This window comes from Olsenella sp. KH3B4 (assembly GCA_900111695.1).
Taxonomy (GTDB): domain Bacteria; phylum Actinomycetota; class Coriobacteriia; order Coriobacteriales; family Atopobiaceae; genus Tractidigestivibacter.
In genome coordinates this window covers 18473-31721 of sequence record FOHD01000005.1, presented here as the reverse complement: position 1 = coordinate 31721, position 13249 = coordinate 18473, and the positions used below count along the sequence as shown (strand labels likewise).

Annotated in this window: 11 protein-coding genes; 5 read left to right on the top strand and 6 right to left on the bottom strand. The window is 60.2% G+C overall.

The window, feature by feature from the left end; translation table 11 throughout:
- Positions 1-2 precede the first annotated feature (2 nt).
- Complete coding sequence (locus BMX94_RS05775; RefSeq protein WP_091004703.1) at positions 3-395, top strand: GtrA family protein; 393 nt, start codon at positions 3-5, stop codon at positions 393-395.
- A gap of 33 nt (positions 396-428) precedes the next feature.
- Here the strand turns inward: BMX94_RS05775 and BMX94_RS05770 are convergent, their stop codons facing one another.
- The 3 genes from BMX94_RS05770 to BMX94_RS05760 are packed head-to-tail and all read right to left on the bottom strand — an operon-like array spanning position 429 to position 4230.
- Positions 429-2111 carry an NAD(P)/FAD-dependent oxidoreductase gene (locus BMX94_RS05770; protein WP_091004701.1) on the bottom strand — a complete coding sequence of 561 codons (1683 nt, stop codon included), beginning with the start codon at positions 2109-2111 and terminating at the stop codon, positions 429-431.
- A complete protein-coding gene (locus BMX94_RS05765; RefSeq protein WP_091004700.1) occupies positions 2104-3348 on the bottom strand; it encodes an aminoacetone oxidase family FAD-binding enzyme in 1245 nt (414 codons plus the stop codon). Before BMX94_RS05765 ends, BMX94_RS05770 begins: the two co-directional genes overlap by 8 nt.
- A 3-nt stretch (positions 3349-3351) precedes the next feature.
- On the bottom strand, positions 3352-4230 hold the full coding sequence (locus tag BMX94_RS05760; RefSeq protein ID WP_091004698.1) for an Mrp/NBP35 family ATP-binding protein: 879 nt from the start codon (positions 4228-4230) through the stop codon (positions 3352-3354).
- Positions 4231-4583: 353 nt separating this feature from the next.
- Between BMX94_RS05760 and BMX94_RS05755 the strand changes: the two genes are divergently transcribed.
- Positions 4584-7892, top strand: coding sequence for an ABC transporter ATP-binding protein/permease (locus BMX94_RS05755; RefSeq protein ID WP_091004696.1), 3309 nt, complete (start codon positions 4584-4586; stop codon positions 7890-7892).
- A gap of 39 nt (positions 7893-7931) precedes the next feature.
- Here BMX94_RS05755 and BMX94_RS05750 read toward each other — a convergent pair whose 3' ends face one another.
- The 3 genes from BMX94_RS05750 to BMX94_RS05745 are packed head-to-tail and all read right to left on the bottom strand — an operon-like array spanning position 7932 to position 10422.
- Complete coding sequence (locus tag BMX94_RS05750) at positions 7932-8933, bottom strand: sugar kinase (protein WP_177171348.1); 1002 nt, start codon at positions 8931-8933, stop codon at positions 7932-7934.
- Positions 8930-9853, bottom strand: coding sequence for an AEC family transporter (locus BMX94_RS10605; protein WP_177171347.1), 924 nt, complete (start codon positions 9851-9853; stop codon positions 8930-8932). Before BMX94_RS10605 ends, BMX94_RS05750 begins: the two co-directional genes overlap by 4 nt.
- A complete protein-coding gene (locus BMX94_RS05745; RefSeq protein ID WP_091004692.1) occupies positions 9853-10422 on the bottom strand; it encodes an STM3941 family protein in 570 nt (189 codons plus the stop codon). The genes BMX94_RS10605 and BMX94_RS05745 overlap by 1 nt, the downstream gene beginning before the upstream one ends.
- 323 nt (positions 10423-10745) lie before the next feature.
- On the opposite strand from BMX94_RS05745, the gene BMX94_RS05740 reads away from it, so the two are divergent.
- From BMX94_RS05740 to BMX94_RS05730, 3 genes are all read left to right on the top strand, one after another.
- Positions 10746-11072: a PTS fructose transporter subunit IIB gene (locus tag BMX94_RS05740; protein WP_091004690.1), complete on the top strand. Its 327-nt coding sequence runs from the start codon at positions 10746-10748 to the stop codon at positions 11070-11072.
- Entirely contained in the window at positions 11073-12194 is a 1122-nt protein-coding gene (locus tag BMX94_RS05735; protein ID WP_091004688.1) for a PTS fructose transporter subunit IIC, read from the top strand.
- A 116-nt stretch (positions 12195-12310) separates the two neighbouring features.
- Positions 12311-13198, top strand: coding sequence for a class II fructose-bisphosphate aldolase (locus BMX94_RS05730; RefSeq protein WP_091004686.1), 888 nt, complete (start codon positions 12311-12313; stop codon positions 13196-13198).
- The last annotated feature ends 51 nt before the right edge of the window (positions 13199-13249 follow it).

Sequence of the window (13249 nt, the reverse complement as noted above, 5' to 3'; positions counted from 1 at the left end):
CCATGCGCCAGGCATTTCGACAGCTCGTCTCGTACGCGCTCTTTGGGTGCGTGTGCTCTGCAGTCGATATGCTTGTCTTTCTCGCGCTCACCACGTGGGTTGGATGGGAGCCCCTCGTCGCCAACGTGACGAGCGTGGCGGTTGGCCTTACGCTGAGCTTCTTCCTCAACCGCAAGCATACCTTCCACGTGACGGATAGGCCGGCGCGTCGCTATGTGGTCTTCATCTGCGTGGGGCTCTGCGGCATGTGCGTGCAGGAGCTGGTCATTGCTGCCCTTACCACGCATGCTGCGGTGCCCTTCTCGGTGCCGTTCGTGGCAAAGCTCGTTGCCCTCGTGACCGGAGGGCTCATGCAGTTTGTCCTCAACAGGTCGGTGACGTTTCGCCAACGCTAACCCAGAACTTGGCGGCGCCCGGCGCCCTTAGCTCTACTTGCGCAACTCGTCGGAGACGTCCGCCACAACGGCCTCTGCCACGCGCAGACCATCGGCGGCGGCGCTCATGATGCCGCCTGCGTAGCCGGCACCCTCGCCAACGGGCCAGAGCCCACGAACGCCAACGCTCTGCAGGTCGTTTCCGCGAGTCACGCGTACGGGCGAGCTTGATCTGGTCTCGACGCCCGTAAGAACGGCGTCTGTCCGGTCAAACCCATGGAGCTTGCGTCCCATCTCGGGGATGGCGGCGCGGATGGTCTCCGTGATGTATGGGGGAAGGCAGCGGGAGACGTCTCCCCATGCTACGCCACGTGGATAGGTGGGTTGAATCCCGCCGACCGCAGAGGAGGGCCTGCCGTGCAGGAAATCCCCAACAAGCTGCGCCGGTGCGACAAACGCGCCACCGCCCGCCTCGAACGCCGCCTGCTCGCACGAGCGCTGCAGGTCGACGCCCGCAAGGACGTCGTCTCCGGGGAGGTCTTCCGGGAACACGTTGGCGAGAAGCCCGGAGTTAGCGTTCTCGCCGGCGCGGTCCGAATAGCTCATGCCGTTGGTCACGACCCCGCCCTGCTCGCTCGCTGCCGAGACCACGTAGCCTCCGGGGCACATGCAGAACGAGAATGCCGAGCGTCCCGAGGGGAGGTGCACGGCGAGGCTGTACGGGGCGGCGCCCAGGGCAGGACTGCCGGCGGATGGTCCGTAGAGCGCGTGGTCGATGTCTGCCTGGAGGTGCTCGATGCGCACGCCCATCGCAAAGGTCTTTCGCTCCATGGGAACCGAGCGGTCGCGGAGCAGCTCGAAGACGTCCCTGGCAGAATGGCCACAGGCGAGCACCACCCTCGAGCAGGGCACGCGCTCCTCGGTGACGATGCCGGTCTCCGGATCCTCGGAGCGCAGCGTCACCGCACGAACGCGTCCCTCGCTCACGTGGAGGTCGACCAAGCGGCAGCGGCAGCGAACGGTGCCGCCCGCTTCCTCGATCATCTCAACGATGTGAGTGACGACGTCGGGGAGGACGTCGCTACCGATGTGTGGCTTGGCGTCCCAGAGGATGCGCCGCTGGGCCCCGGCCTCCGCAAAGGTCTTGAGCACCAGCCTGTGGAACGGGCTCTTCGTACCAGTCTGCAGCTTTCCATCGGAGAAGGTCCCGGCTCCGCCGACTCCAAACTGGATGTTGCTCTCGGGGTCGAGCCTGCCGGTCTCGTTGTGAGCGCGTACCACCCGCGACCTTCGCGCGGCGTCGTCACCGCGCTCGACGAGGAGCGGCTCCAGACCGGCCCGCGCGAGCGAGAGCGCGCAGAAGAGGCCGGCGCACCCGGCGCCCACAACGACGATGGGACCCTGGTCGTGAGGCGCTCGCCCCACAGGCATGGGGAAGCCCTTCTCCGCTGCGGAAACCTGGCGCACCCCGCCCGCTTCGCGCCTGGACGAGAGCCTCTCAAGAAGGGCCTTCTCGGCATCGTCTCCGCCTGCAAGCTCCGCACGCAGCGTGAAGATGAGCTGGATATCGCCCTTCTTGCGTGCGTCGATGGAGCGCTTGCGCCTTGAGACGTGAGTCAGCTCGTCCGACTGCACATGCAGGCGGCGTGCGAGAGCCCGACGCAGTACCGTCAGCTCTCGTGCGTCTGACCCGTCGAGCTTCGAGAGTGCCACGCGTATGCCGGATACCTCAATCACGCCGTTTCCCTCCAGCATGGCGGGCTGCCGAAAGGCCTGCCACCATTCCGCTCTTCCACGCCCAGGCAAGGTTGTAGCCCCCACAGGCTCCGTCGACGTCCACTGCCTCGCCGCTGGCAAACGTCCCTGGCACCCCCTGGCATTCGAGCGTCGAGACGTCCAGCGCCGTCACGTCGATGCCTCCCGCCATGACCTGGGCGCGCTTCTCGTCTGCCGTGCCTTTCACGAGCAGCTTGACTGACTTGGCGCGCCTCACCACGTCCTCGGGTGTTCCCCCCTGCCGCTTAAGCTGGGCTGCCACCGAGCCGTCGAGAAGCCCTGCGGTTCCCCCGCGCATCGCAAGCTCTTGGGCGGTATGCGCATCTACCTCGGGAAGCAGGTCGAGTACCACGCAGTCTCCCGGCAGCGCGTTGCGCGAGAGGTCAAAGCTTACGATGCCAGAGATTCCGTATGGCCTAAAGAGCAGCTCCCCGGCCTCCCTCGCAATCGTTTCGCCGCCTCGAACGAGCGCGGCGGAGACCCGTGTGCGACGCCCGTCGAGTGCGGGGAAGTCGAGTCCCTCGCACGCGAGCGGGCAGAGGACTGGCCTCGGCGGAACAACGGGGAGTCCCAGGCATCCAGCTAGGGACCCGCTGCCGCCTCCCGTGGCAATCACGATCGCGCGTGCCCCAAGATGCCCTTTCCCGCCGTCCCCGAACGCAGGAGTCAGTTCCAGCGCAAAACCCCTGGTACTTTGGGTGACAGCCGTGACCTCGCGTCCGCACGCGAGCGTTACGCCAGCCCTGAGTGCTCGCGCCACCAGCACCTCTCGCACGGAGGACGCCTCGCGCGTCACGGGATAGAGCCTCCCGCCCTCCTCCTCGGCCACGGCAAGGCCGGACGCCGAGAAGAACCCCAGCACGTCCGCGAGGAAGCGCTCACCGCAGACCGCGGACACAAAGCCGGGATGCCGGTACCTCTCGGCCGAAAGCCGCGTGTTTGCCAGGTTGCAGCGTCCACCGCCGGTGGCGAGGATGCTTCGCCCACACTCAAGCGAGCGCTCCACGACAACAACGTGCGCTCCCACCTCGGCGGCAGTTATCGCGGCGGCGAGACCGGCAGCTCCGCCACCCACGACAGCCACGTCTACCTGGGAAGGAAGACTAACCGCGCGTGCCTGTGCGACAAGCTCCCGCTCCCGCGCCTGGCGCGACGGAGCGCGGCTGGCGCGAGACGCGCTTCTCGGCCGAGAGGACATGAACTACTCCGCCGCCCCCGACGACGCCTTGGCGTCATCGAACTCGCAGGTGGAGACCACGGCCGCGACCGCCTTGGGGAGGAATCCCTGGGGAAGCTCCTCCTCGAGGGTGCCGTGGTCGCAGGCAGCGGCAAGTGCGGGGTCGATGGGCAGCTCGCCCAGCGCGTCGATGCCGTACTCGTCTGCCGTCTGCGTGAGGTGGCTCGGGCCGTATGGCCAGATCTTCTCGCCGCAGTGAGGGCACGCCACGTAGGCCATGTTCTCCACCAGGCCGAGGACCGGCACGTTCATCATGGACGCCATGTTGAAGGCCTTGCCAACGACCATCTGGACGAGGTCCTGCGGGGAGGAGACCACCACGACGCCCTCGATGGGAAGGGATTGGAAGACCGTGAGGGGCACGTCGCCGGTTCCCGGAGGCATGTCGACGAGCAGGTAGTCAAGCTCTCCCCAGGCGCACTCCTCGAAGAACTGCCTGAGAGCGCCGGCAATCACGGGCCCGCGCCACACGATTGGGTCGGTCTCGTTCTCGAGTACGAGATTGGCACTCATGACCTCGATGCCGCCCTTGGTGACAGCGGGGACGAGCACCTCATTCACAGCCGTGGCACGCTCGCCTGCAAGGCCCAGCATCTTGGGGATGGAGGGGCCGGTGATGTCTGCGTCCAGGATGCCCACGCGAGCGCCGGAGCGAGCCAGCTCGATGGCCAGGCTTCCGCAGACAAACGACTTGCCCACGCCGCCCTTGCCGGAAATGACCCCAATCACATGGTGGATCTTGGTGTACTCGTTCTGCTTGAAGCCGGCAGGGCCCTGAGCGGCCTTTGAGTGGCCGTGGAGAACCTCGTCCATCTCCTGCCTGATCTGATCCTCGTTGGACATTGCGTTCCTCTCGTCTCGCCGTTGCGCGGCGCGTCTATTGCACGCTCAATTCTACCCAAGGGCGCAGGAGGCGAGAGGGTCGTGCCGCCTGCGGGGCTTGCCGCTTATTCCCGGCTGTCGACAATGGGAAGGCAGCCGATTGTCGACAGCCGGGGGCTTTCGTGATCTGCCAACTGTCGCCCTTAGGCGCGTAGTTTATCGCCATTTCTTAAGCGTGAGGCTGCCGACCTGCGCAAACGCGAGCAGTTTTTAAGAAATGGCGATATTCTTTGCGCGATTTGCGGGGGTGTTTCCTGAAGGCCGCCTTGGGTAAGCTTGGATGAGCCAGAATCGCACCGATTGACAGGAACCACATGCTCGAACTCAGGGACATCTCAAAGAAGTACGTAACCGGGAACTTCACGCAGGTCGCGCTCGACCACGTGAGCGTGGCCTTCCTCGACTCCGAGTTCGTGGCGGTTCTCGGCCCCTCTGGCTCGGGCAAGACCACGATGCTCAACGTCGTTGGTGGTCTCGACCACTTTGACTCCGGCGACCTCCTGGTGGACGGCATCTCCACGAAGCGCTTTCGCGACCGCGACTGGGACGCCTACCGCAACAACCGGATTGGCTTCGTCTTCCAGAGCTACAACCTCATCCCGCACCAGACCATCCTCGCGAACGTCGAGCTGGCGCTCACGCTCTCGGGCGTCTCTCGGTCCGAGCGCCGTGAGCGCGCCCTCAAGGCGCTAGCGGACGTGGGCCTGGCAGACCACGTGGACAAGCGGCCGGCCCAGCTCTCGGGCGGGCAGATGCAGCGTGTGGCCATCGCGCGCGCCCTCATCAACGACCCCGAGATCCTTCTCGCCGACGAGCCCACGGGCGCCCTTGACTCGGTGACGTCCGTGCAGGTGATGGACCTCTTGAAGGAGGTCTCGCGCGACCGGCTCGTGGTGATGGTCACGCACAACCCCGAGCTTGCCCGCCAGTACGCCACGCGCATCGTCGAGCTTCGCGACGGCCACATCACGAACGACTCCGCCCCCTTCGAGCCAGGTCCGGAGGAGGAGCGCCGCCCTGCAAAGCCTACGCGCAAGACCTCGATGTCGTTTCTCACCGCGCTTGGCCTCTCGTTCAACAACCTCATGACCAAGAAGGGCCGCACGCTCATGACGGCCTTTGCGGGCTCGATTGGCATCATTGGCATCGCCGCGATCCTCTCGCTCGCCAACGGCGTCAACAACTACATCAACAACGTTGAGGAGGAGACCCTCTCGGCCTATCCGGTCCAGATCTCCGAGCAGAGCGTCGACATGGCGTCGATGCTCTCTTCGGCAAGCGCGGAGAGAAGCGACTCGTCCAGTGACGACAGCGACAGCCCTGACGGCACGGTGGGTACCACGCCCATGGTGTCGAACATGGCCGCAAACGTGGGCACCAACGACACGGCGTCGCTCAAGGAGTATCTCGACGGCAACGGGGGCGGCATCAACAGCCAGGTCTCGGCCATCGACTACCAGTACAACGTCACGCCACAGATCTTCCTCGCGGACACCACAAACGGTCCGGTACAGGTTAACCCGGAGTCGTCCTTCTCGTCGCTAGGCATGGGCTCGGCGGGCTCCTCGTCCATGGGTATGTCGACCAACGTGTTCTCCCAGCTTCCTGGCTCGCTCTCTCTCTTCGAGGACCAATACAACGTAAAGGCCGGCCGCTGGCCGGAGTCGGCGGACGAGCTGGTGCTCGTGCTCGACTCCAAGGGGAAGCTTCTCGACCTCCTTGCCTACGACATGGGCCTGCGAGATCACGGGGAGCTCGAGAAGATGGTGAACGAGTTCGTCTCGGGGGAGGCGGTCGAAATGGACGACACCTCGGCCACCTACACCTACGACCAGCTCATGTCGCCGACCTTCTCGCTCGTGAACGCCAGCGACATGTACAGCTACGAGGACAGCCTGGGCGTGTGGTCAGATCGCTCTGACGACGATGAGTACATGAAGTCCCTCGTCGAGAACGGCACCAAGCTCCATATCGTGGGCGTGGTGCAGCCCAAGAAGGGGGACCGCGCGCATACGCTCTCCTCGGGTATCTACTACACCAAGGCGCTCACGCAGCAGGTCATCGAGGCGGCAAAGGGGTCCCAGATCGTTCAGGACCAGATTGCCAATCCCGACGTGGACGTCTTCACCGGCGAGACCTTCGAGAACGAGGCTGCTGGCAACACGAGCAAGCTGGACTTCTCGTCCTTTGTGACCGTTGACGGGACCAAGTTCCAGTCGGCCTTCTCGTTTGATAGCGCTGCGCTTGCCTCGAGCGCGTCGAATCTGGATCTCTCCGGCCTCGACCTGTCGTCGATGGACCTCTCGTCCATCACCGTGCCCCAGATGGACCCCTCGGAACTCCAACTCGACACCGCCGACATCCCGCAGCTTTCGGCTGACGACCTCAAGCAGCTCTTCCCCGATCTCACGGAGGAACAGATACGCGAGGCGCTCTCGGAAGTGAGCGTAAAGTTCAAGGATGGGGGGCAGGAGCGGCTTGCCCAGGCGCTTACGCAGGTCGCGCAGGGCTGGGCAGCCTGGCAGAAGGAGAACCCACAGGGGAGCGTTTCCGACTACCTCGCCTCAAACGAGGTGAGCGAGAAGATCCGTGCGGCGGTAGTGGATGCCATCGACACGGATGACCTCAAGCAGCAGCTGGCAACCGCCGTGGGCAAGCTCACGGGCTCCGAGGCAACCACGCCCGAAGGGGTAGGCGAGGACGTTGTGAACAGGGTGCTCGGACTTTACCAGGACAAGGTCGCGGACGCTCTCACCACGGCGATCACTAACGCGGTGAGCCAGTACCTGCAGGCGGCGATGACGCAGGTCATGACACAGGCAGCCGCCCAGATCGAGGCTGGTCTCAAGAGTGCGCTCACCGCCTCCATGCAGAACTTCATGGGCAACATGGCAAATGCGATGCAGGTGGATGAGTCCAAGCTTGCGAGCGCGTTCCAGTTCAGCCTCACTGAGGACGACCTCAAGGCCATCATGAGTTCGCTCATGGGGTCCGGAAGCGCGACCTATGACAGCAACCTCTCCAAGCTGGGATACGCCGATCTCGAGAAGCCCTCCGAGATCGACATCTATCCCACGGACTTCACGGCCAAGGACAACGTCATCTCGATTCTCAACGGCTACAACGACATGCAGCGGGAAGCGGGGGAGGATGGCAAGGTCGTGAGCTGGTCCGACATGGTGGGGGCTATGATGAGCTCGGTCTCGGACATCCTCAACATGGTGACCGCCATGCTGGTTGCGTTTGTGTCCATCTCGCTTGTGGTCTCGTCGATCATGATAGGCATCATCACCTACATCTCGGTGCTCGAGAGAAAGAAGGAGATCGGCATCCTGCGCTCGATTGGCGCGAGCAAGCACAACATCTCCGAGGTGTTCAATGCCGAGACCGTGATTGAGGGGTTCGTTGCCGGTGCCATGGGCATACTCATCACTCTGGCGCTGCTCGTTCCCGCAAACGCGATCATCGAGAGCAACTTCGACGTGGCGAACCTCGCGCAGCTCCCGCCCCAGGCGGCGGTAGCCCTCATTGCGATCTCCGTGGCGCTCACCTTCATCGCCGGCCTCATTCCGGCGGCAAAGGCTTCGCGCGAAGACCCGGTCGAGGCGCTCAGGAGCGAGTAGGACCTCGGGGGCAGTGGGGACCGATTTGTGTCGGTAGGGTTACTGTCGGATTGAGGGCTGGGCGGTATCTGCCAGGAGGCTGGCCAGCTCGGTCTCGGTGGCAAAGCAAAGGTCTCCTGCGACGGTTGCCTTGTAGGCGCTTGCCATGGTTGCGTAATCGATGCAGAACTGTGGATCCCACTTGCAGCACTGTGCGTGAACCATGCTCGCAGCAAAGATGCTTCCGCTACTCGAGAGGTCCGTTATTGCAGCCCTCTGGGTCTTGGAGAGATACTCTCCATCGCGGGTGATCAGTGCGCCTCGGAAGCTGCCAAAGTCATAGCGGTCGCTCTGTCTAACGACGAAACATGCCTCACGGAGTGGATAATCAAGGAACAGTCCCTTGAGCTTGGTGTGGCAGTAGTCAAAGGTCTCGCCCCTTGAGATGCTTGCGCTTGTTATCGAGAGGATATCGTCTTCCGAGGCAATGAGTTCGTCAATGTTGGGCAGCAGCTGGTGCATGCGCTCTAGGGCAACGCTTGGCTCCAGCATCGTACTGCGGTAGTTGAGGTCACACACGACGTGTATTCCACGGCCGCGGCATGCGTAGAGGCCCTCCTTACATGCCGTGTACATCTCTTCCGAGATGGCCGGAGTTACGCCGGAGAAGAAGAACAGATCGACGCCATTGAGCATGCGGTCCCAATCGAAATCGGTGTGGGATGCCATGGCCATGGCTGTGCCACTGCGGTCGTATGTGACAATAGAAGGTCTTATTGAGCGGCCGCGTTCGGAGTAGTAGAGCCCCATGCGCTCGTTTGATCTGAGTACGCGCGAGGTGTCGACCCCACAGCGCGCAAGCATCATGAGGGAATTGGTGCCCAGTCTGTTTGCTGAAACCTTTGAAGCAAAGGCAACGTTTTCTCCCTGGGACGCCAAAGATGCCGCAACGACTGTCTCACCGCCACCGTAGGTGACCTCGAGATTATGGGCGTCCTCAAGACGCTCATAGCCTGTGGTTGCAAGTCTTATGAGGGGTTCACCAAAGCAGAGAATGTTCAACCGAGGGCCCCCGTCGAAGTAATGATAATCGTGACCGCTACGATACCAACTAGAACGCTGATTGCGTTCGCCATGCTTGCCAATCCCTCGTTCCCGCCGCACCAAAGCGTATACACCGGCCCGGTGGAAGGCATGGGTGCCCACGCCAAAATCGTAAGGACAGCGCGAACCTCATCGCCTATGGGCAGGAGCGGAAAGACTGAAAATGATAGTAGCACGGCACATGCATAGCGCCAGGTGAGGAGTCTATTGAGCTCTCGCCGTCCGGCGGAATCAGCGCATGGCTTGAACATGAGGCCAATCATAAGCATGGAGAGAAAGGCGTTCGCATTTGCCATGGGTGAGATGAGCTGAATGATTTCGCCTGGAATCTTGATACCAAGTATTCCCAGGATGATGAGTATCACATAAGCGTCAAAGGCGGCAGAAGAGAATAGTGTCTTTGCGAAGACTTTGCACTTGTCCTGGTGTTCTTCACCAAGAACTAAGGTCTTTATCAGCGCAAGGGTCCCCCCGGTTCCCATGAGTGCGTTTCCCGCATCAAAGAGGCATGCTGCAATAACTGCCGACGGAGGAAAGAACTCTTGGATAAACGCGAGCGCGAAGCACCCAATGTTGTAACCAGTGACGTTTGAGAGCTGATATGTGAGCTCCTTCTTGTCCAAGGACCGATAGATAAAAAGGGACAGGAAGAACTGGAGGACGGTTACTGCTAGACCAAGAGCCACTAGCCCAAGTAGCTCTGCGTGAAACTCGGCAGATCCAAAGGCACTTACGATGGCGCAGGGCAGAGTGAGGTTGAACACGACCTTGGAAATGAGCCGTCCCGCACCGTCACCGAGAGAACCAAGTTTGGAGAAGACGATGCCTATGCAGATAACGATGGCAAACGATAGAACCTTAAGAAGAGCTTCCTGCATTAGTATTTTGGCTTTCTGACACGTGAGACCTTTTTAGGCTGAATCTTCTTGCAAAAGGCAACGCCCTCTTTTGACTTGACCTTCTCGGTTACCTTCTTGAACTGGATTCGAATGGGCGCAAAGCCCGCGTCCATGTTCGCCTTGGCGAGGCGCTGCTGACGCTTGTTGAGCGTTGCATACCAGGTGTCGAAATCGGCAGGGACCACGCACATGTAGTCATCGTCGTGAAGGCGGAGAAGGTAGACCTCCTTGATGTCATCCCAAGCGATGAATCCCGCAGAGAACGATGTCGTGTGGTCGGTCACGCCGTTTTCATCAATGAGGATGGCATTGTGTCGATTCACGATTCTGTGGACGTTGTATGCGATGAAGAGAATTGCAAACGGTATGCCCAGATAGCCCGTGGTGTACCTCATGAGAATCGGGTTAGGCGCGAAGGGCAAATCTTGCGTTGCCGCGAGGAATGCTGCGACCAGAATACATACACCCATGAATATCAGCAGCAGATGGATGACGACATCGTTGTTCACCGCGAAGCTCGTGTCAGAAACTTGTTTCTCGACCCTCACTACTATCTCCTTCCGAGGATTCTGAACTCCATGTGTCTGCATTCTAAGTGCGTTGCCCATCAAGAAGACGTTAGATAGCCATAAATATGAAGAAAATATGAACAAACCCTACAATAATCACGTTAGAATTTAAAAATCAGAACAAAAATAAGAACAAATAATGGTGAAAACATGTAAGCAATACCAAATAGGGGATTTCAGCCCTCAAATACTGTGAAGGAAATATGATTCAGCCATGCGAGGCCGTCCATTAATGGTCGGCACAAACGCAAGCGCATGAGGGATGTTCAAGCACGAGTGTTACGGGAGAGGAGGAAAGACAGATGGCAAAGAAGAAGTACATCGTGGGCGTCACCGCTTGTCAGATTGGCATTGCGCATACCTTCATGGCAGCAGACTCTCTTCGCGCGGCTCTGGAGGAGGCTGGCTGTGAGGCAAAGATTGAGACCCAAGGGGCAACTGGTGCCGAGCATGTCATTACTGACGAGGACATTGCTCGTGCGGACGGTGCAATCGTCGCCGCAGACGTCAAGATCAAGGGCAAGGAGCGCTTTGATCCGGTTCCCACGCTTAGCTGCAAGACCAAGGAAGTCATGACAAAGGACAAGGCCGCGGAAGTCGTGGCGGAGCTATTGGAGGCGATTGGCTAGATGGCCGAGATTCAGCGCAAGGGTGCCAAGAAGCAGTCTCAAGGTGCGTTTGTGTGGGACGCAGTGTTGACTGGCATCTCTTATATGATTCCCTTTATCGTTGGCGGCGGTGTGCTCTGGGGCATCGCGAAGGCAATGGGGGGATATAACGTTGGTAATGAGATGGCGGGCCTTGCCTACACCGAGTACACGCCGGCAATGGTCGTGTATGCCATCGGTAGCGCCATCTTTAACGTTTGCGTTCCCATCATCGGCGCCTACATTGCATATGCGATGGCTGATAAGCCCGGTCTTGCTCCAGGTTTTGCCGTCGGCGTCATTTCCAACACCATTAAGGCCGGCTTCCTTGGTGCAGTTCTCGGCGGCATCATCGCTGGGTATCTTGTCATATGGCTGAAAGGGCTCTCTAAGAACGTGCCCGATTCGCTTCAGTCGATTTTCCCAATTCTGATCATTCCCGTTGTGGCGACTGCGGCGACGTCTCTGCTTATGTGGTATGTGATTGGTGTGCCCATTAGCTGGCTTATGGGGATTATCACCTCTGCTCTCACCAACCTGCAGGGTGTTGGCGGCTTTGTCTTTGGCGCTGCTATTGGCGCTGGCATGTCGATTGACCAGGGCGGCCCCATCTCTAAGGCAGTTGCCCTCGTGACCAACGGTCTCAATGCTGACGGCATTTATGGTCCTACCGCCTGCAAGATGTGTGGCGGCATGCAGAACCCGCTTGGCATTTGCATCGCGCAGATTATCGATCGCTTCACGGGCAAGAAGAAGTTTACCCAGCAGGAGCGCGATACCACCATCTCCGGCATTGTCCTCGCGTGCTGCTACATCCAGGAGTATGTCATTCCGTTCCTGGTGCAGGACACCTGGCGCTGCCTCGTTCCCTGCATGATTGGCGGTGCGATTTCCGGTGGCCTGGCAGGCATGACCGGTCTCGAGTCCCCCTCCCCTCACGGCGGTGTGTTCGTAATTGCCCTTATGAGTAACCCGCTTCAGTTCGTTCTGTTCTGGTTCATCGGCGCAATGGTTACTGGTGTCCTGTATTTCCTCCTTCGCAAGCCTGTTGCAGAAGAGCAGGAGATGGGACGGAACGGTGTCCTCGACAAGCTGTTGGGTTAACCAAGAGCGATGTTATGGAGGCGCCTGCGGGCGCCTCCATTCTTTCAGGGCATTCCCACATTCGCTGGTGTACAGCCGGAGAGACAGGCTGGCTCAAACATCGGAAGGATTATTCCATGTACGTCTCAGTTAGCGAAATGCTCAAGCATGCGAGCACTAACAACTATGCTGTTCCAGCTCCCAACTGCCCGGACTTCAATACCGTAAGGGCCGCTCTCATGGCAGCGCAGGAGGAGCACTCTGCCGTCCTTATCGACATTTCGCCGAGGCAGATGAACATGCACATTGCCCCAGAGGTTGCTGCTGCAATGGTGCGCGCTGCTGCAGAACCCCTCGACGTGCCCGTTGCCCTTCAACTTGATCATGGAATCGAGTTCGAGGACATTTGCCGGTGCATTAAGGCTGGCTATACGTCAGTCATGGTTGACTCCTCAAGCCTTCCGTTTGAGGAGAACGTTCGCCGCGTGTCTCAGATAGTCTCTCTCGCCCACGCCCATGGAGTGAGTGTCGAGGCGGAGCTTGGACACGTCGGACAGGCTGCGGCTGGTGACGGCCGCAGTGCGGACATGTACACAAATGTGGACATGGCCGTCGAATTCATCGAGAGGACCGGGTGCGATGCCCTGGCCGTTGCCATTGGGACCGCACATGGCAACTACCCTAAAGACTTTGTTCCCAAACTAGACTTTGAGCGCCTGAAGGAGCTCAAGCATGCGGTTGGAAACTATCCGTTGGTTTTGCATGGTGGATCTGGCTCGGGGGACGAGAACTTCAAGAAGGCCGTCGATGGCGGCATAAACAAGGTAAACCTTTGGACTGACTATTCTGCCGCGTACGTTCGCGGCTTGCGCGAAGAGCTTGCCGCCGAGGAGAAGCCCGACTACATGCTTCTCTCTCGTGCCGTTGAGAGCAAGGCTTCCGATTGGCTCAGGCACTACATGAGGTTGTTTGGATCGTCCAACCGCTACCAATTCGGTACTGAGACGCTTGAGGCAACGGACTAGCCCCGTCTATGCTCGCAGGTCTTTGGAAGTGGATTGCAGGAACACCAATGC

Excerpts from the sequence above, each read along its gene's own strand:
- BMX94_RS05775 (WP_091004703.1), top strand. The coding sequence starts at position 3 with ATGCGCCAGGCATTTCGACAGCTCGTCTCGTACGCGCTCTTTGGGTGC.
- BMX94_RS05765 (WP_091004700.1), bottom strand. The coding sequence starts at position 3,348 with ATGTCCTCTCGGCCGAGAAGCGCGTCTCGCGCCAGCCGCGCTCCGTCG.
- BMX94_RS05760 (WP_091004698.1), bottom strand. The coding sequence starts at position 4,230 with ATGTCCAACGAGGATCAGATCAGGCAGGAGATGGACGAGGTTCTCCAC.
- BMX94_RS05755 (WP_091004696.1), top strand. The coding sequence starts at position 4,584 with ATGCTCGAACTCAGGGACATCTCAAAGAAGTACGTAACCGGGAACTTC.
- BMX94_RS10605 (WP_177171347.1), bottom strand. The coding sequence starts at position 9,853 with ATGCAGGAAGCTCTTCTTAAGGTTCTATCGTTTGCCATCGTTATCTGC.
- BMX94_RS05740 (WP_091004690.1), top strand. The coding sequence starts at position 10,746 with ATGGCAAAGAAGAAGTACATCGTGGGCGTCACCGCTTGTCAGATTGGC.
- BMX94_RS05735 (WP_091004688.1), top strand. The coding sequence starts at position 11,073 with ATGGCCGAGATTCAGCGCAAGGGTGCCAAGAAGCAGTCTCAAGGTGCG.
- BMX94_RS05730 (WP_091004686.1), top strand. The coding sequence starts at position 12,311 with ATGTACGTCTCAGTTAGCGAAATGCTCAAGCATGCGAGCACTAACAAC.